The 24,159-nt window shown below is 70.3% G+C and carries 27 protein-coding genes; 16 read left to right on the forward strand and 11 right to left on the reverse strand.

Annotation, left to right across the window (positions count from 1 at the left end; all coding sequences use genetic code 11):
* Nucleotides 1–264 precede the first annotated feature (264 nt).
* From ABTV10_RS11670 to ABTV10_RS11705, 8 genes are all read left to right on the forward strand, one after another.
* Nucleotides 265–1,716: an NlpC/P60 family protein gene (locus tag ABTV10_RS11670; protein WP_499034862.1), complete on the forward strand. Its 1,452-nt coding sequence runs from the start codon at nucleotides 265–267 to the stop codon at nucleotides 1,714–1,716.
* A 107-nt stretch (nucleotides 1,717–1,823) separates the two neighbouring features.
* A complete protein-coding gene (gene moxR1, locus ABTV10_RS11675) occupies nucleotides 1,824–2,942 on the forward strand; it encodes a chaperone MoxR1 (RefSeq protein WP_499034863.1) in 1,119 nt (372 codons plus the stop codon).
* Nucleotides 2,939–3,910 (forward strand): DUF58 domain-containing protein, encoded by a 972-nt coding sequence (locus tag ABTV10_RS11680; RefSeq protein ID WP_499034864.1) that lies wholly within the window; start codon nucleotides 2,939–2,941, stop codon nucleotides 3,908–3,910. Before moxR1 ends, ABTV10_RS11680 begins: the two co-directional genes overlap by 4 nt.
* A complete protein-coding gene (locus tag ABTV10_RS11685) occupies nucleotides 3,907–4,887 on the forward strand; it encodes a VWA domain-containing protein (RefSeq protein ID WP_499034866.1) in 981 nt (326 codons plus the stop codon). Before ABTV10_RS11680 ends, ABTV10_RS11685 begins: the two co-directional genes overlap by 4 nt.
* Nucleotides 4,888–4,967: 80 nt before the next feature.
* The gene (fabG1, locus tag ABTV10_RS11690; RefSeq protein WP_499034867.1) at nucleotides 4,968–5,690 is read left to right on the forward strand and encodes a 3-oxoacyl-ACP reductase FabG1; all 723 of its coding nucleotides are present in this window, start codon (nucleotides 4,968–4,970) and stop codon (nucleotides 5,688–5,690) included.
* A 54-nt stretch (nucleotides 5,691–5,744) separates the two neighbouring features.
* A complete protein-coding gene (gene inhA / locus ABTV10_RS11695) occupies nucleotides 5,745–6,542 on the forward strand; it encodes an NADH-dependent enoyl-ACP reductase InhA (protein WP_433612855.1) in 798 nt (265 codons plus the stop codon).
* A 42-nt stretch (nucleotides 6,543–6,584) separates the two neighbouring features.
* Entirely contained in the window at nucleotides 6,585–7,652 is a 1,068-nt protein-coding gene (locus tag ABTV10_RS11700) for a ferrochelatase (protein ID WP_499034870.1), read from the forward strand.
* 53 nt (nucleotides 7,653–7,705) lie between these two features.
* Nucleotides 7,706–8,194 (forward strand): helix-turn-helix domain-containing protein, encoded by a 489-nt coding sequence (locus ABTV10_RS11705; RefSeq protein ID WP_499034872.1) that lies wholly within the window; start codon nucleotides 7,706–7,708, stop codon nucleotides 8,192–8,194.
* Nucleotides 8,195–8,199: 5 nt separating this feature from the next.
* Here the strand turns inward: ABTV10_RS11705 and ABTV10_RS11710 are convergent, their stop codons facing one another.
* Nucleotides 8,200–9,012, reverse strand: coding sequence for an Rv1486c family protein (locus ABTV10_RS11710; protein ID WP_499034875.1), 813 nt, complete (start codon nucleotides 9,010–9,012; stop codon nucleotides 8,200–8,202).
* 67 nt (nucleotides 9,013–9,079) lie between these two features.
* Here ABTV10_RS11710 and ABTV10_RS11715 point away from each other — a divergent pair, with 67 nt between their 5' ends.
* Genes ABTV10_RS11715 through ABTV10_RS11730 form a run of 4 tightly spaced genes read left to right on the forward strand, consistent with a single transcriptional unit; the run spans nucleotide 9,080 to nucleotide 11,782 of the window.
* Nucleotides 9,080–9,904, forward strand: a complete 825-nt coding sequence (locus ABTV10_RS11715) for a DUF3097 domain-containing protein (RefSeq protein WP_499034878.1) — start codon at nucleotides 9,080–9,082, stop codon at nucleotides 9,902–9,904.
* A 52-nt stretch (nucleotides 9,905–9,956) separates the two neighbouring features.
* Nucleotides 9,957–10,388, forward strand: coding sequence for an NfeD family protein (locus ABTV10_RS11720; RefSeq protein WP_433612865.1), 432 nt, complete (start codon nucleotides 9,957–9,959; stop codon nucleotides 10,386–10,388).
* A gap of 5 nt (nucleotides 10,389–10,393) precedes the next feature.
* Nucleotides 10,394–11,563, forward strand: coding sequence for an SPFH domain-containing protein (locus ABTV10_RS11725; RefSeq protein WP_499034879.1), 1,170 nt, complete (start codon nucleotides 10,394–10,396; stop codon nucleotides 11,561–11,563).
* A 3-nt stretch (nucleotides 11,564–11,566) separates the two neighbouring features.
* Entirely contained in the window at nucleotides 11,567–11,782 is a 216-nt protein-coding gene (locus ABTV10_RS11730; RefSeq protein ID WP_499034881.1) for a hypothetical protein, read from the forward strand.
* Here the strand turns inward: ABTV10_RS11730 and ABTV10_RS11735 are convergent.
* From ABTV10_RS11735 to ABTV10_RS11750, 4 genes are read right to left on the reverse strand one after another with little or no spacing between them, the layout of a single operon-like run.
* Nucleotides 11,775–12,305 carry a hypothetical protein gene (locus tag ABTV10_RS11735; protein ID WP_499034882.1) on the reverse strand — a complete coding sequence of 177 codons (531 nt, stop codon included), beginning with the start codon at nucleotides 12,303–12,305 and terminating at the stop codon, nucleotides 11,775–11,777. The genes ABTV10_RS11730 and ABTV10_RS11735 overlap by 8 nt on opposite strands.
* A complete protein-coding gene (locus ABTV10_RS11740) occupies nucleotides 12,302–12,883 on the reverse strand; it encodes a hypothetical protein (protein ID WP_499034883.1) in 582 nt (193 codons plus the stop codon). Before ABTV10_RS11740 ends, ABTV10_RS11735 begins: the two co-directional genes overlap by 4 nt.
* A 60-nt stretch (nucleotides 12,884–12,943) precedes the next feature.
* Nucleotides 12,944–13,609: a TVP38/TMEM64 family protein gene (locus tag ABTV10_RS11745; RefSeq protein WP_499034885.1), complete on the reverse strand. Its 666-nt coding sequence runs from the start codon at nucleotides 13,607–13,609 to the stop codon at nucleotides 12,944–12,946.
* Between the two features lie 54 nt (nucleotides 13,610–13,663).
* A complete protein-coding gene (locus tag ABTV10_RS11750) occupies nucleotides 13,664–14,500 on the reverse strand; it encodes a PaaI family thioesterase (protein WP_499034888.1) in 837 nt (278 codons plus the stop codon).
* A gap of 171 nt (nucleotides 14,501–14,671) precedes the next feature.
* On the opposite strand from ABTV10_RS11750, the gene mutA reads away from it, so the two are divergent.
* The 3 genes from mutA to meaB all read left to right on the forward strand — a co-directional run bounded on the left by mutA (nucleotide 14,672) and on the right by meaB (nucleotide 19,831).
* Entirely contained in the window at nucleotides 14,672–16,567 is a 1,896-nt protein-coding gene (gene mutA, locus ABTV10_RS11755) for a methylmalonyl-CoA mutase small subunit (protein WP_499034890.1), read from the forward strand.
* 65 nt (nucleotides 16,568–16,632) lie between these two features.
* The gene (gene scpA, locus ABTV10_RS11760; RefSeq protein ID WP_499035165.1) at nucleotides 16,633–18,843 is read left to right on the forward strand and encodes a methylmalonyl-CoA mutase; all 2,211 of its coding nucleotides are present in this window, start codon (nucleotides 16,633–16,635) and stop codon (nucleotides 18,841–18,843) included.
* Nucleotides 18,830–19,831 carry a methylmalonyl Co-A mutase-associated GTPase MeaB gene (gene meaB, locus ABTV10_RS11765; RefSeq protein ID WP_499034891.1) on the forward strand — a complete coding sequence of 334 codons (1,002 nt, stop codon included), beginning with the start codon at nucleotides 18,830–18,832 and terminating at the stop codon, nucleotides 19,829–19,831. Before scpA ends, meaB begins: the two co-directional genes overlap by 14 nt.
* A gap of 74 nt (nucleotides 19,832–19,905) precedes the next feature.
* On the opposite strand, the gene ABTV10_RS11770 is transcribed toward meaB, so the two are convergent.
* The 4 genes from ABTV10_RS11770 to ABTV10_RS11785 all read right to left on the reverse strand — a co-directional run bounded on the left by ABTV10_RS11770 (nucleotide 19,906) and on the right by ABTV10_RS11785 (nucleotide 22,738).
* Entirely contained in the window at nucleotides 19,906–20,343 is a 438-nt protein-coding gene (locus tag ABTV10_RS11770; protein ID WP_499034894.1) for a VOC family protein, read from the reverse strand.
* A 62-nt stretch (nucleotides 20,344–20,405) separates the two neighbouring features.
* Nucleotides 20,406–21,101: a ScbR family autoregulator-binding transcription factor gene (locus ABTV10_RS11775; protein WP_499034896.1), complete on the reverse strand. Its 696-nt coding sequence runs from the start codon at nucleotides 21,099–21,101 to the stop codon at nucleotides 20,406–20,408.
* Nucleotides 21,102–21,200: 99 nt separating this feature from the next.
* Nucleotides 21,201–22,259, reverse strand: a complete 1,059-nt coding sequence (locus tag ABTV10_RS11780; RefSeq protein ID WP_499034897.1) for a nucleoside hydrolase — start codon at nucleotides 22,257–22,259, stop codon at nucleotides 21,201–21,203.
* The gene (locus ABTV10_RS11785) at nucleotides 22,256–22,738 is read right to left on the reverse strand and encodes an OsmC family protein (RefSeq protein WP_499034898.1); all 483 of its coding nucleotides are present in this window, start codon (nucleotides 22,736–22,738) and stop codon (nucleotides 22,256–22,258) included. Before ABTV10_RS11785 ends, ABTV10_RS11780 begins: the two co-directional genes overlap by 4 nt.
* Nucleotides 22,739–22,805: 67 nt before the next feature.
* Between ABTV10_RS11785 and ABTV10_RS11790 the strand changes: the two genes are divergently transcribed.
* On the forward strand, nucleotides 22,806–23,516 hold the full coding sequence (locus ABTV10_RS11790) for a lysoplasmalogenase (protein ID WP_499034899.1): 711 nt from the start codon (nucleotides 22,806–22,808) through the stop codon (nucleotides 23,514–23,516).
* Here ABTV10_RS11790 and ABTV10_RS11795 read toward each other — a convergent pair.
* Both ABTV10_RS11795 and ABTV10_RS11800 read right to left on the reverse strand, forming a co-directional pair.
* Complete coding sequence (locus tag ABTV10_RS11795) at nucleotides 23,468–23,890, reverse strand: CoA transferase (RefSeq protein ID WP_499034901.1); 423 nt, start codon at nucleotides 23,888–23,890, stop codon at nucleotides 23,468–23,470. The genes ABTV10_RS11790 and ABTV10_RS11795 overlap by 49 nt on opposite strands.
* Nucleotides 23,794–24,156: a CoA transferase gene (locus ABTV10_RS11800; protein ID WP_499034904.1), complete on the reverse strand. Its 363-nt coding sequence runs from the start codon at nucleotides 24,154–24,156 to the stop codon at nucleotides 23,794–23,796. Before ABTV10_RS11800 ends, ABTV10_RS11795 begins: the two co-directional genes overlap by 97 nt.
* Nucleotides 24,157–24,159 lie beyond the last annotated feature (3 nt).

Genomic DNA, 24,159 nt, shown 5'->3' on the forward strand with positions numbered 1-24,159 from the left:
CGCCTGGTGGAATTACCACGACGTCATTTGTGACAAGAGTTCACCAGAGCGCGCAAAGTGTCGTACGGTGCCAATGGCACTTTTTGGGGAAGAAGTGTCGCAAGAGTGATGTGAAGATTCACGTGACAGTTGTGTCGTCGCGTGACCGTGCGTCCCCGGCGGCTCCCGCCGGGGACGCACCTCCCCGCACGGATCGGTTGGACGGCCGGTTCCGGTAGCAGCAGTAGGGAGGATGTTGTGAGGCGAAGGGGTTCACGCGCAGGCGTGCGACGTCCGGGTCTCTCACGTGCGCGGTGGTCGCGCCTCGCGCGGGTGGTACTGGGCGTCGGTGTGGTCGGGGCGCTGGTCGTGGGCATGCCCCGCATCACCGCCGCGGTGCCGCCCCCGCCGCCCAATCCTTCCGACGCCGAGATCGAGAGCGGCAACGCCCAGGTGTCCGCCGGCGTCGCGCAGGTCGGTGACCTGATCAACCAGGTTGCCGGCGCGAACCAGGAACTGGCCCGCCTCGACGACGAGGTCGCGATCAAGCGCGAGGACGTCAACCGTGCGCTGGTCGACCTGCAGACCGCCCGCGACGCCGCCGACGCCGCCGGAAGCCTCGTCACGCAGAGCCAGCAGGCGTTGCGCGACGCGGGTACCCAGATCGAACAGGCGCAGCAGCGATTCACCGACTACGCCGTCGAGAGCTACACCAAGGGCCGCAACGTCGCGTCGCTGTCGTCGTACTTCGGTGCGCACGGACCCGACGACATCCTCGACCGGGCCCAGGTCATGCGCCTGCTGTCCGCGAGCCAGAAGGCCGTACTGGACAACCTGCAGCGGGCGCGGACCGAACAGGCGAACCGGGACTCCGCAGCGCGGGAGGCCAAGCAGCGCGCCGACGCGGCGGCGGATGCCGCCGAGGCGAAGAGGGGCGAGGCCGAGCAGGCGATCGCGAGTGCCCGTGCGGCCCTGCAAGAGCAGGCGTCCCGCAAGGCGGAGATCGAGGCGTCGCGCGACTCCGCGCAGGCACAGCTCGACGCGGCGCGCAGCAACGTCGAGGGCCTGCAGGGCCAGCGCGACGCCTACGTCGCGTGGGACAACCAGCGCCGCGCCGAGGAGGCGGCGGCCGCGGCGGCCGCGGCCGCGGCGCAGGAGGCGGCCCGCCGCGCGGCGGAGGACCGTGCCGCGCAGGAGCGAGCGTCGCAACTCGCGGACGGCCAGCGCCCACACACCCAACTCGACGAGGACACCGGCGAGTGGACGCCGCCGGCCCCGGCGCGGACGAAGCCCATGGCGCCGGCCGTCACCGGCAGCGCCGCGATCGAGACGGTGATCGACCGCGGAATGTCGCAGCTCGGCGTCCAGTACGCGTGGGGCGGCGGCAACGAGAACGGCCCGACGCTCGGCATCCGGGACGGCGGTGTCGCCGACAGCTTCGGCGATTTCAACAAGGTCGGCTTCGACTGCTCGGGGCTGATGATCTACGCGTTCGCGGGTGCCGGGATCTCGCTGCCGCACTACACCGGCTACCAGTACACCGCCGGCACACAGGTGCCGTCGTCGGAGATGCGGCGCGGCGACATGATCTTCTACGGCCCGAACGCGAGTCAGCACGTGGCGCTCTACCTCGGGAACGGGCAGATGCTCGAGGCGCCCCAGTCCGGTTCGGTCGTCCAGGTTTCGCCGGTGCGTTGGGACGGGATGACGCCCTACGCTGTCCGTATGGTGTCCTAGCTCACCTCGTCCGGTGTCGTCCTTGTGTCGGGTACTGCCGACACCTGGAATAGTTGAGCGGACAGGCAAGTCGATCCGATCGATCTAGGTGGAAGCGGGGATTCTTGGTGACCTCACGTGACGGTGCTGTGGCGGGATCCGGCTCGGAGGGGGCGACGCACGGCGGTATGGGAGGTCCGGCACCCGATCTCGCGCGCGACGTGCAGACCCTCGAGCGCGCGATCTACGAGGTCAAGCGGGTCATCGTCGGGCAGGACCGTCTGGTCGAGCGGATGCTCGTCGGCGTGCTCGCGAAGGGCCACGTGCTGCTCGAGGGCGTTCCCGGTGTCGCCAAGACGCTCGCAGTGGAGACGTTCGCGAAGGTCGTGGGCGGCTCGTTCTCCCGCGTGCAGTTCACCCCCGACCTGGTGCCGACCGACCTGATCGGCACCCGGATCTACCGGCAGGGCCGGGAGCAGTTCGACACCGAGCTCGGCCCGGTGGTCGCGAACTTCCTGCTCGCCGACGAGATCAACCGCGCGCCCGCGAAGGTGCAGTCGGCACTGCTCGAGGTGATGGCCGAGCGGCACGTCTCGATCGGTGGCAAGACGTACCCGATGCCCGAGCCGTTCCTCGTGATGGCCACCCAGAACCCGATCGAGAACGAAGGGGTGTACCCGCTGCCCGAGGCACAGCGGGACCGCTTCCTGTTCAAGGTGCTCGTCGATTACCCGTCGGTGGAGGAGGAGCGCGAGATCGTCTACCGGATGGGTGTCGCCGCGCCCGAGCCGAGCCAGATCCTCGACGCACAGGAACTGGTCCGACTGCAGGCGGTGGCGAGCAACGTGTTCGTCCACCACGCCCTCGTCGACTACGTGGTGCGGGTCATCGCCGCGACCCGCACGCCGCGCCAGTTCGGCCTCGACGACGTCGCCGGGTGGATCGCCTACGGCGCCTCCCCGCGCGCGACGCTCGGCATCATCTCCGCGTCGCGCGCACTCGCGCTGCTGCGCGGCCGCGACTACGTCGTCCCGCAGGACGTGCTCGAGATCATCCCCGACGTGCTGCGTCACCGCCTGGTGCTGTCGTACGACGCCCTCGCCGACGAGGTGTCGCCCGACGACGTGATCGTCCGGGTGCTGCAGACCGTCGGATTGCCGCAGGTCGGTGCGCAGCCGGTGGCCCAGCCGGCGCCGCCGGCGTTCGATCCCGGCCCGGTGCCCGCGGCGACCACTCCGCAGCAGTGACCCGGCCTGCGGGCGCGGTCCCGTCGTTCCGCTCCGGATCGCTGCGCGACCCGGAGATGACCGCGGCGCTGCGAACCCTCGAGCTCACCGTCCGGCGACGACTCGACGGCGTCCTGCACGGCGACCACCTCGGACTCATTCCGGGGCCCGGATCCGAGCCCGGCGACGCGCGCGAGTACCAGCCCGGCGACGACGTCCGCCAGATGGACTGGTCGGTGACGGCCCGGACCACGCACCCGCACGTGCGGCAGACGGTGGCCGACCGCGAACTCGAGACGTGGCTCGTGGTGGACCTGTCGTCGAGCCTGGACTTCGGCACCGCGCTGTGCGAGAAGCGGGACCTGGCGATCGCGGCCGCGTCGGCGGTCACCTATCTCGCCGGAGGCAGCGGCAACCGGATCGGGGCGATCGTCGCGACCGGGGACCGGATGCAACGGATTCCGGCCCGCGGAGGCCGGGTGCACGCGCAGGCGATGCTGCGCCGCATCGCGTCCACCCCGCATGCCGCGGAGGGCGTGCGAGGGGATCTGCGCGGCGCGCTGGAATCCCTGCGCCGCCCCCAGCGGCGCCGCGGTCTGGCGGTCGTCGTGAGCGACTTCCTCGGACCGATCGACTGGGAGCATTCGCTGCGGGCACTGTCGGGCAGGCACGACCTGCTCGCGGTCGAGGTGCTCGACCCGCGCGACATGGATCTGCCCGACGCCGGTGACGTCGTGCTGTTCGATCCGGAATCCGGTCGGACGCGGGAGTTCTCGACCACACTGAAGCTGCGTGCGGACTTCGCACGGGCGGCGCGGGCACATCGGGCGGACGTCGAGGCGGCGCTGCGCCGGTGCGGCGCACCGCGACTGAGCCTGAGTACCGACCGGGACTGGATCGCCGACGTGGTCCGCTTCGTCTCCGCCCGGCGGCACAGCTACGGCGCTGCTTCGAATCGGGCGGGGTCCAACCGGGCGGCGCGCGGATGAGCCTGTCGCAGTTCACGTCCCCGTGGTGGTTGCTGTTCCTGCTGGTCGTCGCCGCGCTCGCCGCGGGATACGTGGTGATCCAGCGCCGTCGGCAGAAGCATGTGCTGCGCTTCGCGAACATGGAGCTGCTCGAGAAGGTGGCGCCGAGCCGCCCGAACATCACTCGGCACCTGCCCACGGCACTGCTGCTCGTCGGCCTGATGTTCCTGACGGTGGCTCTGGCCGGACCGACCGCGGACAAGCGGGTTCCGCGTAACCGGGCGACGGTGGTGCTCGTGATCGACGTCTCGCTGTCGATGAAGGCGACCGACGTCGAACCCAGCCGCCTGGCGGCCGCGCAGGAGGCCGCGAAGTCGTTCGCCGACGGCCTCACTCCCGGCATCAATCTCGGTCTGGTCGCGTTCGCCGGCACCGCCTCGGTGCTGGTGTCGCCGACGCCCAACCGGGACGAGACCAAGGCCGCGATCGACAACCTCTCGCTCAGCGAGCGCACCGCGACCGGCGAGGCGATCTTCACCTCGCTCCAGTCGATCGACACGCTCGCGGCCGTCCTCGGTGGCAGCGAGCAGGCGCCGCCGGCGCGCATCGTGCTGCTCTCCGACGGCAAGCAGACGGTGCCCGAGAGCCCGACCGATCCGCGGGGCGGCTTCACCGCGGCGCGGCAGGCCAAGGACAAGGGCGTCCCGATCTCCACCATCTCGTTCGGCACCAGTTACGGCACCGTCGAGATCGAGGGCGACCGGATCCCGGTCCCGGTGGACGATCCGTCGCTGCGCGAGATCGCGGACCTGTCCGGTGGCAGCTTCTTCACCGCGTCGAGCCTCGAGGAGTTGCGCGACGTCTACGACACGCTCGAGGAGCAGATCGGCTTCGAGAACGCCCGCGGCGACGCGAGTCGACCGTGGCTCGTGCTCGGCGTCCTGTTCACCACCGCCGGCCTCGCCACCGCGCTGGTGCTGCGGCAACGGCTGCCGTGAGGCCCACTGCACGAGCGTCCAGTTGGTTCATTTCGTCCACCTTCGCCCGCAACGGGTAGTCGAGCAGATAGGTTGATCGCATGTCGAAAACCAGCACCCCGTCCCGTTCCGTGCTCGTGACCGGAGGCAACCGCGGCATCGGCCTGGCCGTTGCGCGGCGCCTCCTCGACGACGGACACAAGGTCGCCGTCACCCACCGCGGATCCGGAGTTCCCGAGGGTCTGTTCGGCGTGAAGTGCGACGTTACCGACGCGGACTCGATCGACCGTGCCTTCAAGGAGGTCGAGGAGCACCAGGGTCCGGTCGAGGTGCTGGTCGCCAACGCGGGGATCACCGACGACACGCTGCTCATGCGCATGGACGAGGAGCAGTTCTCGCGCGTCATCGACGCCAATCTCACCGGCGCCTTCCGGTGCGCCAAGCGCGCCAATCGCGCGATGCTCCGGGCGCGCTGGGGGCGGATGATCTTCCTCGGTTCGGTCGTCGGCCTCGCGGGCCAGGCGGGCCAGATCAACTACGCGGCCTCGAAGGCCGGTGTCATCGGCATGGCGCGGTCGATCACCCGGGAGCTGGGCTCGCGCTCGATCACGGCGAACGTGGTGGCGCCGGGCTTCATCGAGACCGACATGACCGCGGACCTGTCGGACGACTTGCGCGACACCGCCAAGAAGTTCATCCCACTGCAGCGCCTGGGGCAGCCCGAGGACGTCGCCGCGGTGGTCAGCTTCCTCGCGTCCGACGATTCCGCATATGTCTCCGGCGCCGTGATCCCGGTGGACGGCGGCATGGGCATGGGCCACTAGCCCGCCCGAAACCTCACGCACCCACAGACTTCATCCACAGGAGGACCATCACCCATGAGCGGACTGCTCGAGGGCAAGACCATTCTCGTCACCGGCATCATCACCGACGCGTCCATCGCGTTCCACGTTGCGAAGGTGGCGCAGGAGCAGGGCGCAAAGGTGATCATCACCGGGTTCGACCGCCTGCGGCTGATCGACCGGATCGCGCAGCGGCTGCCGCAGCCGGTGCCGCCGGCCATCGAGCTGAACGTGCAGGACGACGAGCACCTGGCGACCCTCGCCGATCGCGTCCGCGAGCTCGCCCCGGAGGGCATCGACGGCGTCGTGCACTCGATCGCCTTCTCGCCCCGCTCGGGTCTCGGCGCGCCGTTCCTGGACGCGCCCTGGTCGGACATCTCGAACGCCATGGAGATCTCCGCGTACTCGTACGCGTCGCTGGCCAAGGCCCTGCTGCCGGTCCTCAACGACAACGCGTCCATCGTCGGCATGGACTTCGACCCGTCGCGCGCGATGCCGTTCTACAACTGGATGGGCGTGTCCAAGGCCACCCTCGAGGCCGTCAACCGGTACGTCGCCAAGGAGGTCGGCGGGCGCGGCATCCGGTCCAATCTCGTTGCGGCCGGGCCGGTGAAGACCCTCGCCGCGAAGGCGATCGCGGGCGACGCGACCGGACCGGGTGCGGAGCTGAACAAGCTCAACACCGCATGGGACGCCGCCGCCCCGATCGGCTGGGACGTCGACGACCCCACCGCCGTCGCCAAGAGCGTGTGCACGGTGCTGTCGGACTGGCTGCCCGGCACCACCGCGTCGATCATCTACGTGGACGGCGGCTTCCACGCGGTGGTCGGCTGACCCGTCGGCGGCGGCGGTTCGACGACGGGCGAGAATGAGGGCATGAGCGGTCAGCAGGGCACGGCATTCGACGCACTACTCGTGCTCTCCTTCGGGGGACCCGAGAAGCCGGAGGACGTGCGGCCGTTCCTCGAGAACGTCACGCGGGGTCGAGGCGTGCCGCCGGAACGCCTCGACGCCGTCGTCGAGCACTACATGCACTTCGGTGGCGTGTCGCCGATCAACGCGCTCAACCGCGACATCATCGCGCGGGTCGAGGACGAATTGCGCGGTGCCGGAATCGATCTGCCGGTGTACTTCGGCAACCGCAACTGGCACCCGATGGTCGAGGAGACGGTCGGGCGCATGCGCGACGACGGGGTGCGCAACGCCCTGGTGTTCCCGACGTCGGCGTGGGGCGGGTACTCGGGGTGCCGGCAGTACCACGAGGACATCGTCCGGGCCCGCGCCGCAGTCGGCGACGCGCCGACCCTGTCGAAGTTGCGGCAGTACTACGACCATCCGCTGATGGTCGCCGCCTTCGGTGATGCGATTCGTGATGCGCGGCAGGAGCTTTCGGAGGACGTCCGGGACCAGGCGAGGCTGGTGTTCACGGCGCACTCGGTGCCGCTCGCGGCGGACGCGAATGCCGGACCGCCCGCCGAGGGCGGGCACCTCTACAGCCGCCAGGTCGCGGAGGCGGCGCGTCTGTGCGCGGCGGCGGCCGGCGTCGACGAGTTCGACCTGGTGTGGCAGTCCCGGTCGGGTCCGCCGCAGGTCCCGTGGCTCGATCCCGACATCTGCGACCACCTCGAGGCGGTCGCAGTGTCCGGCGCGCAGGCGGTGATCGTCTGCCCGGTCGGGTTCGTCTCCGACCACCTCGAGGTGGTGTGGGACCTCGACACCGAGGCCCGCGACAAGGCCGCGGAACTGGGCATCGAGTTCGCGCGCGTCGCGACGCCTGGCACCGATCCGCGATTCGCCCGCATGGTGCGGGAGTTGGTCGAGGAACGCCGCTCCGGCGCCGCGCCGGAGCGGCTCGGTCGGGAGCCGCTGCTCGGTGCCTCCGTCGACGGACGCCTGTGCGCCGTCGACTGCTGCGCACCGGTCCGTCGGCCGAGCGTCCGCTGACCGGCCCGCCGCGTTTCCGGAGGGAAACAGGCGGGGCGGACTATGTTGAGCGGGTGCACGACAGCCTCTACCACCGCTTCGAGTTCACGTTCATCGTTCCGCTGCTGACGGTTTCGCGGGAGACCGCGGTCGCGGAGGAGTTCGACGGCCGCGTCGACGACCACGGTGGACTGCAGTTGTTGACGGTGACGGCCGAGGGCATGCGCTGCGCGACCGCCGGGATGAGCCTGGTCGACCAGTTGGTGGCCGAGGGGGTCCGTCCGGTGCGCACCCACCCGGATCTGGTGACGCGTCAGGACATCGCCGACCGCGCCGGGGTGACCCGCCAGGCGGTGGGGCAGTGGGTGCGGGGGGTGCGCCAGCGTGGGACGCCCTTCCCGGTCCCGTTCAACACCGTCTCCGGTGGCATCTGGTTGTGGGGCGACGTGTACGCCTGGCTACGACACCACGACTACGGCAGCGTCACGGGCCTGCGCTACCCGACGCTGGACGAGCACGTGCGGATCGACCGGCACATCGTGATGAACCACCGCGACGGCTGAGTCGGTCAGGCGCGGTGCGCGGAGCGGGCGCACGCGGACACGGCCGCCACCCGGGCCGTTCGCACCGCGGTCCACAGTGGACGCAGCAGATCCTCGCGGGCGGCGGCGGTCGACGCGGACGGGGCCTCTGTCGGCGAATCCTCCTCGGCCACTGCGAGAATGGTGGCCACCTGGTCCGCCGAGTCGAGGATGCGCAGCGCGCGGGTCGGCACCGCGTCGGGATAGCGGTGGTGCGCCCGGTCGTCGAGCGCCTCCGCGATGCGGCGGCGGGGATCGGTGCCCGGGCGTCCGGTGTGTATCGACGACAGCTGCAGGAGGGCGTCGGCGGCGTCGCGGATCGCCTCCCGCATCGCGTACTCGGCCGCGCCGAGCCCGGTGTGCTCGCCGGGCGCCGGTACCGTCGCGATCGGAAAGACCGTCCAGCGCAGCACATCCGGACCCTCGACGACCGGGACCAGGCCGATGCCCGGCTGACCTGTCTCGCCGACGAGGATTCCCTCGCCGGCGTCGAGCGCAGCCCGGGCGAAACCGGTGCCGGCGGGAAGCCCGCGGACGTCGCCGGGTGCCGGCAGCACCAGTCGGACCTCGGCCCCGTCGGAGGCGACGGCCTGGCGCACCAGGCGGAGCAGGATCGGCCCTGCACCGTCCTGCACACCCGGCCAGTCGAGGCCGGTGGACTGCGCGGTCCCGGCGTCGGACGCGCCGACGATGTGCATCGGCGCCCACTGGTGCAGGGCGTCGATCACGTCGTCGGGTGCACTGTCGCCGGCGAGCCAGGAACCGGCCCACACGGTCAGCGTCGCGCTGGGGGAACTCACGGTAAACGAGCATAGGACGGCGTGGCGGGATCCGCGCCCGCCCCCGTCTGACCTAGCGTGAAGTGCCGTGAACGCGAGCAACAGTTACGGCGACATCTTCGCCGGTCATTCCCGGACCCGGAAGCCCACGACGCCGCAGGTGGCGGCGGAGCGGGACCTGGTGGTCGAGGACGCGGCAACCGGATTCTGCGGGGCCGTCGTCGGCATCGAACGCACTTACGACGGCGAGTTCGTGCGCCTCGAGGACGGCGCCCGCCGCACCCGGTTGTTCGCGATGCGGGAGGCCGCGTTCCTCATCGACGGCCGGCCCGTCACCCTCGTTCGCCCTGCCCCGCAGGCGGCGCAGAAGGGGCCGCAGCGCTCGGCGTCGGGGTCGACGAAGGTCGAGGGACTCCGCGCGCGCACCGCACTGCCCAGTCGGATCTGGGTCGAGGGCGTTCACGATGCCGCGCTCGTCGAGCGGGTGTGGGGACACGACCTACGCGTCGAGGGCGTGGTCGTCGAGCACCTCGAGGGCCTCGACAACCTCGCCGACCGCCTGGCCGAGTTCCAGCCCGGGCCGGGCCGGAAGGTCGGTGTGCTGGTGGACCACCTCGTCACCGGCTCGAAGGAGGAACGCCTGACGCAGGGGCTCGGCCCGTACGTGATGGTCACCGGGCATCCGTACATCGACGTGTGGGAGGCGGTCCGGCCGAAAGCGGTGGGCATCGAGGCCTGGCCGCGGATCCCGCACGGGCGGGACTGGAAGACCGGCGTGTGCGATGCCCTCGGCTGGGGCACACCGCAGGACGGCTGGCGTCGGGTCTACGGCGCGGTCGGCAGCTTCCGGGACCTCGAGGCGCCGCTGATCGGTGCCGTGGAGCGGCTCGTCGACTTCGTGACCGTGGACTGACCGGCGGATTCTCGCGCGTCTCGCTCAGCGGGACTTCTGGTTAGATGGTGCTGTGGCAGCTCTGATTTGGCTGGTGGCGGGGTTGTTGCTGGCGGCTGCGGAGGCGTTGGTGGGGGAGTTCTTCCTGCTGATGCTGGCCGGCGGCGCGCTGGTGACGGCCGGCTTCAGCGCGGCGACCGACTTCCCTGTCTGGGTCGATGCGATCGTGTTCGGTGTCGTGTCGCTCGCCCTCGTGTTGGGGGTGCGGCCGGCGTTGTTGCGTCGTTTCGACAAGCCCCCGCTCAAGCTGATGAACACCGCTGCCCTGCCCGGCAAGCAGGCGCTCGTCCTCGAAGAGGTCGCCGCGCACAGCGGCCAGGTCAAGCTCGACGGTGACGTGTGGACCGCGCGTCCGCTCGACGTCACCGAGGTGTACCCACCGGGGACGACAGTCACGGTGATGGAGATCGACGGCGCCACCGCCGTCGTATGGAGGGGACCGTAGGAGAGATGGCTGCACTCATAGTTCTGGCGGTACTGGTCGTACTCGTCGTCGTGGTGGTCGCGAAGTCGGTGGCGCTGGTGCCACAGGCCGAGGCGGCCGTGATCGAACGCCTGGGCCGCTACATCAAGACCGTGTCCGGTCAGTTGACGTTCCTGGTCCCGTTCGTGGACCGGATCCGGGCAAAGGTCGATCTGCGCGAGCGGGTCGTGTCGTTCGCTCCGCAGCCGGTGATCACGCAGGACAACCTGACGCTGTCGATCGATACGGTCGTGTACTTCCAGGTGACCAACCCGCAGGCCGCGGTCTACGAGATCAGCAACTACATCGCCGCCGTCGAGCAGCTCACCATTACCACGCTGCGCAACGTCGTCGGCGGCATGACCCTCGAGGAGACGCTCACCTCGCGTGACTCGATCAACGGTCAGCTGCGCGGCGTGCTCGACGAGGCCACCGGCCGCTGGGGTCTGCGCGTCGCGCGTGTCGAGCTCAAGAGCATCGATCCGCCGCCGTCGATCCAGGAGTCGATGGAGAAGCAGATGAAGGCCGACCGCGAGAAGCGGGCGATGATCCTCAATGCGGAAGGCCATCGCGAGTCGGCGATCAAGACGGCCGAGGGCGCGAAGCAGAGCCAGATCCTCGCGGCGGAGGGCGCGAAGCAGGCGTCGATCCTGTCGGCCGAGGGCGAGCGCCAGTCGCGGATCCTGCGCGCCCAGGGTGAGCGCGCCGCCAAGTACCTGCAGGCGCAGGGCCAGGCCAAGGCCATCGAGAAGGTGTTCGCGGCCATCAAGTCGGGCAAGCCCACGCCGGAACTGCTTGCCTACCAGTACCTCCAGACGCTGCCGCAGATGGCGCAGGGCGACGCGAACAAGGTGTGGCTCGTGCCCAGCGACTTCGGCGACGCACTCAAGGGATTCGCGAAGACGCTCGGCGCGCCGGGCGAGGACGGCGTGTTCCGGTACGAGCCCAGCCGCACCGAGGACGAGAACCTGCCGCGGCCCGAGGACGACTCCGACGAGATCGCCAGCTGGTTCGAGACCAAGACCGATCCGGCGGTCGAGCGGGCGGTCCGCGCCGCCGAGGCGGTCGCCCGCACGCCCGTCGAGAGCCCGCTGACCCAGGAGCATCTGCTCGGTGGCGGTGAGCAGCAGGAGGAGTTGCCGCCGGGCCAGGTGTAGGTCGTGGTGCGCTGGTTGGAGAGCGAACCGGTCCAGCGCTGGGCCGGGACGCTGTTCCTGGGTTGGCTCGTTGTGCTGGTCGGACCGTCCGCGGTCGATCGGATGACGTCGGAACCGTCCGTGTGGGACGGGGTGTGGCTCGGTGTGTTCGCGTTCGCCCTGGTCAGCTTCACCGTGACGACGGTGTCGGCGTGGCGGAATCGCGGCACGATCAGGTGACTAGCGCCCGGCCGACCCCGGCGACAGCGATCGCCCACAGGACGCTGGTGAAGGTGCCGATGATGAACTGCTCCGACGCGTGCGGCTCGCGCAGCTCGGGGTAGCGGGCCAGGCCCTTGACGGCGAGGACGATCGCGATGCCCTCGGGCCAGCCGGCGAGGATGGACACCGCGACGGCGGTCCGCTCCAGCAGACCGATGACGCGGCCGCCGCGCAGCGGTCCGTCGTCCGGCTCGGGTCCGGCGTCGGGCTGCTTGCGGGCGAACCGGAAGGCGGCCAGCACCATCGGGGCGCCACCGGTCGCCGCGGCGGCCACCGTCAGGACGTAGGTGGCGGCGAGGGCGAATCCGTGGACCGGCGGGGCCGCGGTGGCAGCGAGCGCGGCGCCGGCCAGGGCGAGGACGGCGGCAACCGGCGCCAGTTGGGCGACGACGCCCGCGGGCCGGGAGGCCGCCCCCAATCGGCCCGCGACCGTCCCCACCAGCGCCGTGATCCCGATCAGTGCGAGGCTGAGTGCGGTCAACGATCTGCCCTCCCGAGTAGTCGTGCGGCCAGCCGCCGTCCGGCGACCTCGGCGTGCCATCCCGCCGCGGAAAGCCGTTGGGACACGGCCTGCTTGGTTATTTCGAGTTCGGCGGCGGCCTCGGCCTGGGTGAGTCCGCGTGCCATCAGGTCCACCGCGGCCTGTCCCTGCGGCGATCGCCGCGCCACCAGCAGGGCGACCAGCGACAGGGCCGTATCGGCGTCCAGCGCCGCATCCGGGTCCTCGGCCTCGACGGCCACCGCGGCCGGCGCCTTCTTGGCCCGTTCGACGGCCTCCCGGGCGGCCTCGAAGGCCGGACCCCGGCCCGCCCGGGTCTGGGCGGGCAGCGGTTCCTCGACCGCGCCGACGCCGACGCCGACACTCCAGTACCCCCGGCGGACGAGATCGAGGGCCACGTCGACGACGGTCTCCGGGTCGTCGGTGACGGCCTGGACCTCGTCACCGGCGGTGCGTTCGAACGGCCGCACGAGAGGACGCTGCGCAAGGTCGGCCAGGAGCGGCGCGACGCGGTCGATGTCGCGTCGGCTGCCGCGTTGATCGACGGTCAGGACGTACATGCGGTAAGGCTAAGGGCTTGATGCACGGATATCAAGGCACAAGCCTTTACTTTTCGGAGTTCAGTCCTGATCCTTGACGGCCGCCTCGCGGACCGGCGTCCGGGCGTCGACGAGCAGGCCGAGGACGCCGACGGCGATGCAGATCGCGGACACCGCCAGCATGGCCGGATCGGTCTCGCCGGTGAGCGCGTCCGCGAGCAGCACCACGCCGACGGTGCCCGGCAGAGCCCCGACAACGGTCGCCACGGTGAAGGGGAGCACGCGGATCGAGGACACGCCGCAGCAGTAGTTGACCACCGAGAACGGGACCGCGGCGATCAACCGGAGGGACCCGACCGCGAGCCACCCGCGCCGCGCCAGGCGCTCGTCGACCGCCTTCACCGCCGGGTGCGTCAGGTGGGCGGCGACCGCGTCACGGCCGATCGCGCGCACCGCCAGCAGTGCGAGTACCGCGCTGACCGTCGTGGCCGCGATCGCAACGGCGATGCCCGTCGTGGCCCCGAACAGCACGCCCGCGCTGACCGTGAAGATGGTGCGGGGAACCGGTGCCATCGTCACCACGACATGCACGAGGAAGAACACGACCACGAACATCGGCCCGACGGCATCGGCCCACGTCCGGATCTGGTCTATCGACGGGCGCGGCACCATCGCGGCCGCGACGAACAGCACGGCCAACCCGACGAGGGCGCCGAGAAGTCGGGGATCCCTCAGTCGCGCAATCACGATCGATCAGGGTACCCCCGCAGCGCGCCGTGATTCGCGAACGAACGTTGCGCCTCAGCGCGCCGTGGCGGCGGGCCTGCTGGGCCGGCGGCACGTGACGGTGGCGACCGCGCACACCCGACCGTCACCGCCGGTGCTCGTCACGCGGGCGACGGCGACCGACCGGCCGGCCCGGATCACCTCGGCGGTGAACACGACGTCGGAGTCGACGGACGCGGGGCGGAAATAGTTGATGCGCATCGACGCGGTGTGCATCGGTGCGTCGGGCGTGCTGACGGCCGCGTTGCCGACCAGGTCGATCGCACTCGCCTGGATGCCGCCGTGCATCACCCCGAGCTTGTTCGCGAGGGCCGCATTGGGCGGCACGATCAGGCGGGTGCCGTCACCGCCGTCGAATCGTCCGCCGATACGCGTGAGCGGGGACGCCGAGGGCGCGGGAAACGTGTCGGTCGTGGCGAGGGGGCGCACGATACCGGTGCTGCGGTCGGCGCCGCCGTCGACGAAGTTGCCCCACAAGGTGCCGGTCGCGATCAGGGTGCCGGCCGCGTCGCGGATCTCGGTGGCGCTGACGCCGCCGTCCTCTGTGACCGTCACCACACGGCCGTCGGCGTGCAGCTCGGGGCCGACCCAACCGGTCGGTGTGATGAAATCCACTGACAGATCCGCGGTCACGAGGCCGGTGCGCTCCCCGCGGCGGTCCCACAGCGTGAAACCGAGGACGTCGTCGACCAGAATGCCCAGCGTGGCGGTGGGGGAGGCCACCTGCGGGTCGAGTCCGTCGATCTCCATGGTGATGCGGTTGACACCGTCCAGCCGCTGCGGCGGTCTCATTCGGAACAGCCGTTGCGGGGTGATCGAGACACCTTCTTCCAGGACGTTCGCAACGGTCATGAATCGAGGCTAACGAACCGTGGGTGGCCTCACGTCGGCTACCGGGCGGGTGCGGTTAGCATCACAAGTCAGGGGACGGTAATCGTCCCATTTGTTTGTCCGATTGTTCTGTCCGATTGGAAGACCGTTCGCCATGAGCGATCGCACACGAGAGTGAGAGGGAGTCGCCCCGTGTCACCAGCTTCAGAAGCCGAGGACGCCGCGCGCGCCTACTCGGAATGGCAGCAGGCCGTCGCCGGCGTGCTCGCCAAGTCGCGTCGAGTGGACGCCGCCGAGCTGGGCCCGGAACCGCAGAAGCTCCTCGAGACCACCACCTACGACGGTGTGACGGTCTCGCCGCTGTACACCGGCCGCGACGAGCTCCCCGAGTCCCCGCTGCCCGGACAGTTCCCGTTCGTCCGAGGCGCCGACGGCAGCCGTGACGTCAACTCCGGTTGGCTCGTCAGCGCCCTGTTCGGTCAGGACGTGCAGAATGCAGCGGAGGTCAACCGCACGATCCTCGACGGCCTCGAGAACGGCGTGAGCGCGGTACAGCTGTCGCTCGGCGGCAAGAACCTCCCCGTCGCCGCGCTCGACCTCGCGCTCACAGGCGTGCTGCTGGATCTGGCGCCGCTGACCCTGGACGCCGGTGCTGACACCACCGCCGCGGCCCAGCAGCTCTTCGCGCTGCTCGACGAGCGTGCCGCCGCGGGTGACGGCGTCACCGACCGCGCCCAGGTGCGGGTCGGGCTCGGCGCCTCGCCGCTCACCGACGCGTTCTCCGGAGCCGCCGGCATCGAGTTGGTCGACGCGGTCGCGCTCGCCGACACCGCCTCCGCGCGCGCCGAGACGGTGCGGGCGATCACGGTGGACGGCACCGCATTCCACAACGCCGGTGCCGGCGACGCCGAGGAGCTCGGCGCGGCCGTCGCGGCCGGTGTCGAGTACCTGCGCGTGCTCGCCGAGCAGGGGCTGACGATCTCGGCGGCCCTGGGCCAGCTCGAGTTCCGCCTCGCGGCGACCGACGACCAGTTCCAGACCATTGCGAAGTTCCGCGCCGGCCGTCAGGTGTGGGCGCGGGTCGCACAGGTGTGCGGTGCCTCCGAGTTCGGTGGCGCGGTTCAGCACGCGGTGACCTCGGCCGCGATGATGGCGCAGCGCGATCCGTGGGTGAACATGCTCCGCACCACCCTCGCCGCGTTCGGTGCCGGTGTCGGCGGCGCCGACTCGGTCACCGTCCTGCCGTTCGACGTCGCACTGCCCGCGGGGGCTGCGGGTGTCTCGAAGTCGTTCTCCGAGCGCATCGCTCGCAACACCCAGCTGCTGCTGCTCGAGGAGTCGCACCTCGGCCGCGTCCTCGATCCGGGTGCCGGCTCGTGGTACGTCGAGCAGCTGACGCAGCAGGTCGCGGAGAAAGCTTGGGAGTTCTTCCAGCAGATCGAGGCCGCCGGTGGCTACCGTGCCGCACTCGCGGCCGGCCTGATCGCCGACCGGGTCGCTGCGACGAAGGCCGCACGTGACTCCGACATCGCGCACCGCCGGACCGCGGTCACGGGCGTCAACGAGTTCCCGAATCTCGGCGAGGATCCGCTGCCCGCCGGGGCGGCTGAGGCCGGTGCCACCGTCGCCCGCTACGCCGCCGCGTTCGAGGCGCTGCGCGACCGCTCGGACGCCTTCCTCGCCGCGAACGGCGCTCGGCCCGAGGTGCTGCTGGCACCGCTGGGTTCGGTCGCCGAGCACAACGTGCGCACCACCTTCGCGACCAACCTCCTCGCCTCCGGTGGCATCGAGGCCGTCAACCCCGGTCCGCTGGATCCGGCCGACGGCGGCATCGCTGCGGCCGTCAAGGAGTCGGGCGCGACGATCGCGGTGCTGTGTGGCACCGACAAGCGCTACGGCGAGCAGGGCGCCGCGGCTGTCGCCGCGCTCCGCGACGCCGGCATCGAGCAGGTGCTGCTGGCCGGCCCGGAGAAGACCTTCGCCGAGGTGGAGGGCGCGGGTCGCCCCGACGGATTCCTGACCGCTCGCATCGACGCAGTCGCGGCCCTGACCGAACTGCTCGACGCTATCGACGGTGACAACAAGTGACTGGGAGCATCGAAGTGACAACGAACGAGGTCAAGCACCTCATCGGCAGCTTTGCCGACGTCGCGTTGACGGACCCGGAGTTCCCGCAGCCGCCTGCTCCCACCGCGGAGCAGACCGAGGCGCTCGTCGAGAACCTGGCGACCGCGAACAACTACACCGCCGAGCAGGTCGTGTGGTCGACACCCGAGGGCATCGACGTCAAGCCGGTCTACACCAAGGCTGACCGCGACGCCGCCGAGGCCGCCGGCTACCCGCTGGGCAGCTACCCGGGTGAGGCCCCGTTCCTGCGTGGCCCGTACCCGACGATGTACGTCAACCAGCCGTGGACCATCCGCCAGTACGCGGGATTCTCGACCGCCGCCGAGTCCAATGCCTTCTACCGCCGCAACCTCGCGTCCGGTCAGAAGGGCCTGTCGGTCGCGTTCGACCTCGCCACGCACCGCGGCTACGACTCCGATCACCCGCGCGTGCAGGGTGACGTCGGCATGGCCGGCGTGGCGATCGACTCGATCCTCGACATGCGTCAGCTGTTCGACGGCATCGACCTGTCGCAGGTGTCGGTCTCGATGACCATGAACGGTGCGGTGCTGCCGATCCTGGCGCTGTACGTCGTGGCAGCCGAGGAGCAGGGCGTCGCGCCCGAGCAGCTGGCCGGAACCATTCAGAACGACATTCTGAAGGAGTTCATGGTCCGCAACACCTACATCTACCCGCCGAAGCCGTCGATGCGGATCATCTCCGACATCTTCGCGTACACGTCGGCGAAGATGCCGAAGTTCAACTCGATCTCCATCTCGGGCTACCACATCCAGGAGGCCGGTGCGACCGCCGACCTGGAGCTGGCCTACACGCTCGCCGACGGCATCGAGTACATCCGCGCCGGTCTCGACGCGGGCATGGACATCGACAAGTTCGCGCCGCGACTGTCCTTCTTCTGGGCGATCGGCATGAACTTCTTCATGGAGGTCGCCAAGCTCCGCGCCGGGCGTCTGCTGTGGGCCGAGCTGGTCGAGAAGTTCGCTCCGAAGAACGCCAAGTCGCTGTCGCTGCGTACCCACTCGCAGACCTCCGGCTGGTCGCTCACCGCGCAGGACGTGTTCAACAACGTCGGCCGCACCTGCATCGAGGCGATGGCTGCGACGCAGGGCCACACCCAGTCGCTGCACACCAACGCGCTCGACGAGGCGATCGCGCTGCCGACCGACTTCTCGGCCCGCATCGCCCGCAACACGCAGCTGCTGATCCAGCAGGAGTCGAACACCGTCCGTCCGATCGACCCGTGGGGCGGCTCGCACTACGTCGAGTGGCTCACCAACGAGCTGGCGAACCGGGCTCGCGCCCACATCGCCGAGGTCGAGGAGGCCGGCGGCATGGCGCAGGCCATCGGGGAGGGTATCCCGAAGCTCCGCATCGAGGAGGCTGCGGCCCGCACGCAGGCCCGTATCGACTCCGGCCGGCAGCCGCTGATCGGCGTCAACAAGTACGTGCCGGACGAGCCGGACAGCATCGAGGTCCTCAAGGTCGACAACACCAAGGTGCGCGCCGAGCAGATCGCCAAGCTGCAGCAGCTGCGCGCCGAGCGCGACGAGGCCGCCACGCAGGCCGCCCTCGCCGAGCTCACCCGCGCCGCCGCCTCCACCGAGGGCGGCATGGAGAACAACCTGCTGGCACTCGCCATCGACGCCGCCCGGGCCAAGGCGACCGGCGGCGAGATCTCCGACGCGCTCGAGAAGGTGTACGGGCGCCACCAGGCCGAGATCCGCACCATCAGCGGTGTCTACCGGGACGAGGCCGGAAAGGTGAGCAACATCTCCAAGGCAATCGAACTCGTCGAGAAGTTCGCCGAGGAGGAGGGACGTCGTCCCCGCATCCTCGTCGCGAAGATGGGCCAGGACGGCCACGACCGTGGACAGAAGGTGATCTCCACCGGCTTCGCGGACCTCGGCTTCGACGTCGACGTGGGACCGCTGTTCCAGACCCCCGAGGAGGTCGCCCAGCAGGCGGCCGACGCCGACGTCCACATCGTCGGTGTGTCCTCCCTCGCCGCCGGTCACCTCACCCTGGTGCCTGCGCTGCGGGAGGCCCTCGCTGCGGTGGGTCGCTCCGACATCATGGTCGTGGTCGGCGGCGTCATCCCGCCGGGTGACTTCGACGAGCTGTACCAGGCCGGCGCCGCGGCGATCTTCCCGCCCGGCACGGTCCTCGCCGACGCGGCGATCGGTCTGCTGCAGAAGCTGTCGGAACAGTTGGGACACGATCCGATTGCCGCCGACTAATCGTCCGCCTCTGGACCTGGTAGCGCTCGGTGACGCGGTTCTGGCGGGCCGGCGAAGTGATGTCTCCAAGGCCATCACGCTCGTCGAGTCCACCCGGGCCGATCACCGGGAGCAGGCGCAGCAGCTGCTGCTGCGCCTGCTCCCGCACGCCGGAAACGCCATCCGGGTAGGGATCACGGGTGTTCCCGGGGTCGGCAAGTCGACCACGATCGAGGCCCTCGGGATGCACCTGATCTCGTTGGGGCACAAGGTCGCCGTCCTCGCGGTCGACCCGTCGTCGACCCGCACCGGTGGGTCGATCCTCGGCGACAAGACCCGGATGCAGAACCTGTCGGTGGAGCCGAACGCGTTCATCCGGCCGTCCCCGACGTCGGGCACGCTCGGTGGTGTCGCGAAGGCGACGCGCGAGACGATGGTGCTGCTCGAGGCCGCCGGTTACGACGTGATCCTCGTCGAGACAGTCGGTGTCGGGCAGTCCGAGGTGACGGTCGCCAACATGGTCGACACGTTCACGTTCCTCACTCTCGCGCGGACCGGCGACCAGTTGCAGGGCATCAAGAAGGGTGTCCTCGAACTCGCCGACATCGTCAGCGTCAACAAGGCCGACGGCAAGCACGAGATCGAGGCGAAGGCCGCGGCCCGCGAACTGTCCGGCGCGTTGCGGCTGATCTACCCGCACGACGCGTTGTGGAAGCCTCCGGTGCTGACCATGAGCGCGCTCGAGAACACGGGCATCGACGCGTTCTGGGACGAGGTGCTGCGGCACCGCACGGTCCTCGGCGAAGCCGGTGAGCTCGAACGCAAGCGGCATCAGCAGCAGGTCGACTGGACATGGTCGATGGTGCACGACCAGTTGCTGCGGCGACTCGACTCGAACGAGCGGGTCAAGAAGATTCGCGGCGAGGTCGAGGCGCAGGTGCGCGACGGCGCACTCACCGCAGCGCTGGCGGCGCATCGGATCCTCGACGCGTTCGACGGCACCGAATAGCGCTCCGCGCAACAGTTCTCGCACGGCCCCGCATCACTGCCGGTGATGCGGGGCCGCCGTCGTTCTCCGACGGGTCAGATGTCGGTGGTCAGACGCACCCGCCCGGACGGATCGACACTCCACCCCGGGTTGTGGCAGACCTCCCAGATCACGCCGTTCGGGTCCGCGAAGTGCCCGTGATAGCCGCCGAACGCCGCACGCTGCGGGCGCTTGACCACACTTGCGCCCGCGCGAACGGCCTGGGCGACGAGCGCGTCGACGGCCTCGGCACTGTCGACGTTGTGGGAGAAGGTGATTCCCGACGACGCGGGGTGGGTACCGGGTCGACCGATGTCCTCGACGAACTTCTCGGCGTCGAAGAGTCCGAGCACGGTGCCCGGCGCGGTCTGGAAGAAGATGATCTCCCCGGGCACGTCCAGCAGCGGCTCCCATCCGAGTCCGCCGCAGTAGAACGCCCGCGCCGCATCGAGGTCCGGCGTCGCGATCGTCACGAAGTGGATGCGTTGGTCCATGCCCGGCAGTGTGCCCGACGCCCGCGGGCCCCTGCAGCCGTTCCGGCTGCAGGGGCCCTGTCTCACGCGCCGATGGGCGAATCCGCCGCCAGCGCTTCCGATGACGCCAGAGGTTCCGATGAGACCGGAGGGGTCCAGCGGCACGCGCGAATCTCGGCCAGCTCGCCCGCGTCCTGCGTGGTGGCGATACCGGGCAGGAGCAGCAGCCACATCTCGTCGATGCGTTGCTCGAGGTCCTCGCGTCCCGTCAGGACATGCGACACCAGTTGGACACCGGTGAACGAACCGATCAGGAAGTGCGCGAGGGTGTCCGGCCGGACCGTTGGGGCGATCTCGCCGCGGGCTATGCCGGATTCGACCATCATCCGGCTGCCCTCGATCCACTCGCGGTACGGCCGGTCCCGTCCGTCGGCGCCGCTGAGCTCGAGCGTGAGCCGCCCGCCGGCGCGGACGATCGGATTGTGAATGATCTGCCGCCCCGATTCGTGACACAGCATCACGAGTTGTCGAAGCGGGCTGGCGCCGGTCCGGGAGATGGCCTGGACGATGTCGACCGAGGTCCTGTGGTGTTCGTCGATGACGACTCGTGCGAGTTCGTCCTTCGACCGGAAGTGAAAGTAGAGCGCGCCCTTGGTGGTGCCTGCTCCGTCGACTATGTCGCCGAGGCTCGCCCCTTCGAACCCTGACCGCTCGAACATCCGAGCCGCTCCGCTGATGATCTGCTGCCGTGTTGCCACGGCGCGTGCTTGTCGTGCCACGTGTACCGCCTTGTTTTCCCGACTGAACGACCTGGTCGACGCAGCCGGACGCCCGACTGGACGTTCATCCAGATCGACGAAAACGGTACCAGTGAGGAGCTACCGTTCGGTTCGCTTCCGCGACACCGCGACGGTCTTGGCGAGGCCGGCGATTCGGCGAATCAAGTCGTCGAGAAACGCGTCCGCATCGGTTTCCCAGGTGATGTACGCGTTCGGTGATCTTTGCCACAGTCCGTACCAGTCGGCGACGGTCTGCCCGCGGGTGATCCGACCCTCCGTCTCGACGTCGACGGTCGCACGCCGGTACCGGGCGATGCCGGGGTCGAGCGCGACCGCGGCCGCGAACGGGTCGTGCATGTGTGCGATGAATCCCTGCCCGTGGTCGCGGTGGAACTCGAAGTAGAAGCGCACCGCGTCGGACAGATGCCGCACCACCGGATTCGAGGTGCTCGACCGGGCCGACGAGTCGTCCTCGGTGCGGATGGTCTCGGCCGGTGTGCTGTCGGCGAGTTCGGCGAGGCGACGAAGATGCTCGGGTCGCATGATGATGCGCTCGGTCACGTCGAGGCCGCAGACGATCGGCGAACGGTCCTCGGGAACCGCGGAGAACGCTGCGAAGACCTCGGCGGCGGCCTCGGGGTCGACTGAGATGTTCCACTCCGCGACCGGTGTCGTGTTGCCCGGATGCTGGAACGCGCCGCCCATCACGACAAGACGTTTCAGTCGGCCGGGGAGTTCGGGATCGGCGCGGATCGCCAGCGCGAGGTTGGTGAGCGGGCCAGTGACGAGCCCGACCAGTTCACCGGGGTGCTCGCGCGTGAGGTCGATCCACGCCTGCGCCGCGGTGCGGTCCGACGGGCGGCGGGTCGGGCGGGGGAGTACCGCGTACCCGATGCCCTGCGGTCCGTGGGTGTCCTCGGTGGTGCGCAACGGGGTACTCAGCGGGCCGTCGGCGCCGACGGCGACCTCGATGTCGGGGTGCCCGCACAGTTCCAACCACGCCAGGTTGTTGATCACGACCTGCGCGGTCGGGACGTTGCCGGCGGTCGACAGGACCGCGACGATCTCGGCGTCGTCCCGCGCCAGCAGGTAAAGGAGAGCGACCGAATCGTCGATGCCGGTGTCGACGTCGACGATCAGCCGGGTGCGCTCGCTCATCGCGCCGCGCCTGCGACGGCGATGTCCGCACGGTGTTCGACGGGGAAGGCGACCGAGCGGGCGATGAAGCACGTGCCGTGTGCATCGGCGTGCAGCCGCTCGGCCGCCGCCACCATCGACGGGTCCGCCACCATCACCCGCGGCGTCAGCACCACCTCGGTGAACTGTCCGGAGCCGTCGGGATTCAGGTGCATCCGTCCGGTCGCATGATCGGTGTATCCGGTGACGACGACGCCCTCCGCCGCGGCCAGCGCGAGATACGACAGCATGTGGCACTGGGACAGGGCGGCCACCAACAACTCCTCCGGATTCCACCCGTCCGCGTCCCCGCGGAAGGCGGGATCGGCACTGCCGCGCAGCGGCGGCTTCCCGGGTGCGGTCACCGTGTGCTCCCGGTCGTAGTCCCGGTAGCCGCTCGTGCCGGTACCGCGGTTCCCCGTCCACGCGACGTCGAGCGCGTAGCTGTGTTCTGCTGCCATGGCACTCATCATTGCGGACATGGTCGGATCGCGTCGGTGGCGGCCCGTCGCGCCCTAGCATGTGACCGTGCAAACGCGGCAGAACACGTCCATCCGGCTCGCGTGGGCAGCCTTCGCGGTGCTGGCCCTCGTGCACCTGGTTGCGCAACTCGTCGGCGCGGGCCGGGCGGCGGACGTCACGCAGTGGTTCCTGATGCCGGTGCTCGCGGCGGTGCTGTGGCTGTCCACGGCCGTCCCGCGCAGCCGGTTGGTCGTCCTCACGGTCGTCGCGCTCGGGTTCTCGTGGCTCGGCGACTCCGCACCCGACCTGGCGGACGGCGACACCGCGTTCCTCCTCATGGTGGGGTTCTTCCTGCTGGCTCAGCTCACGTACATCGCGGCCTTCGCACCGTTCACCACGAGGGCCGTGCTGCGGCGCAATCGCGGTGTCGTGGTGGCGTACGTGGTCGCGGTGGCGCTGCTGATCGCCGCGTGCGCACCCGGGGCGGGCGTGTTGATGGGGCCCGCGCTCGTGTACGGCGCGGCGCTCGGCGTCATGGCCGTGTTGTCGGCCGGCGTGAATCGCACCGCCGCGATCGGCGGCGGCCTGTTCCTGGTGTCGGACGGGATGATCGCGATGGGCGCGTTCGCCGACTGGTTCACCCCGCCCGTCGAGGGGTTCTGGGTGATGGCGACGTACATCGCCGCCCAGGTCCTCATCGTGCTCGGCGTGATCCGAGCGGACGGCGATCACCAGCGCGGCGCGTCGGCTCCCCAGGTGCGTGCCGGGAACGGGTAGTCGTCGAACTCCGCGAGTGCCGGTCGGGCCGTGGTGATCTGGCCGTGGGTGACGACGGTGTCGGGACCGGGCAAGCGCGCCGGCGGCGGCGCCTGCCGACGGTTCGGCCGACCGAGCAGCCACGCGGCGGTCCGGGCCAGGGAGACGTCGACGTCGCGTCCGGTGCCGTCGCGTCGCACGTCGACGAGCGCGTCGATCACGCCGGCCGCCAGGAGGTATCCAGACGCGTGGTCGAGCGCCTGCGCAGGCAGTGCACCGGGGGCGTCGTCGCCCTCGATCACGGCAATGCCCGACGCGGCCTGGACGACGCTGTCGAAGCCGCGTCGCCCGGCCCACGGCCCGGTGCGCCCCCACGCGCAGACCCGGCCGTGCACCAGACCCGAGCCCGGAAGGTGGCGAGCCCGTCCGGCTTCCGCAGGTCGAGCCGCGCCGACCGCTTGCCCTGCCCGGTCTCGAGGTGCTGCAACTCGATCTCCGGCAGGTGCGGAGGATCGATGCGCAGCACGTCGGCGCCGAGAAGCGCGAGCGCGCGGGAGGCGACGGGCCCCGCGATCACCCGGGTCAGGTCGAGGACGCGCACACCCGCCAGGGGCGCCGGGCCCGTGCCGGACGCCCGCCGCCGACCTCGGTCGGCGCGCACCCG

Source organism: Paraburkholderia sp. RHO2 (assembly GCF_050955445.1).
Classification (GTDB): Bacteria; Actinomycetota; Actinomycetes; order Mycobacteriales; family Mycobacteriaceae; genus Prescottella; species Prescottella agglutinans_A.

Coding starts and splice junctions, on each gene's coding strand:
- ABTV10_RS11685 (WP_499034866.1), top strand. CDS start 3,907: ATGAGCCTGTCGCAGTTCACGTCCCCGTGGTGGTTGCTGTTCCTGCTG.
- fabG1 (WP_499034867.1), top strand. CDS start 4,968: ATGTCGAAAACCAGCACCCCGTCCCGTTCCGTGCTCGTGACCGGAGGC.
- inhA (WP_433612855.1), top strand. CDS start 5,745: ATGAGCGGACTGCTCGAGGGCAAGACCATTCTCGTCACCGGCATCATC.
- ABTV10_RS11700 (WP_499034870.1), top strand. CDS start 6,585: ATGAGCGGTCAGCAGGGCACGGCATTCGACGCACTACTCGTGCTCTCC.
- ABTV10_RS11725 (WP_499034879.1), top strand. CDS start 10,394: ATGGCTGCACTCATAGTTCTGGCGGTACTGGTCGTACTCGTCGTCGTG.
- ABTV10_RS11740 (WP_499034883.1), bottom strand. CDS start 12,883: ATGTACGTCCTGACCGTCGATCAACGCGGCAGCCGACGCGACATCGAC.
- ABTV10_RS11750 (WP_499034888.1), bottom strand. CDS start 14,500: ATGACCGTTGCGAACGTCCTGGAAGAAGGTGTCTCGATCACCCCGCAA.
- ABTV10_RS11770 (WP_499034894.1), bottom strand. CDS start 20,343: ATGGACCAACGCATCCACTTCGTGACGATCGCGACGCCGGACCTCGAT.
- ABTV10_RS11780 (WP_499034897.1), bottom strand. CDS start 22,259: ATGAGCGAGCGCACCCGGCTGATCGTCGACGTCGACACCGGCATCGAC.
- ABTV10_RS11785 (WP_499034898.1), bottom strand. CDS start 22,738: ATGGCAGCAGAACACAGCTACGCGCTCGACGTCGCGTGGACGGGGAAC.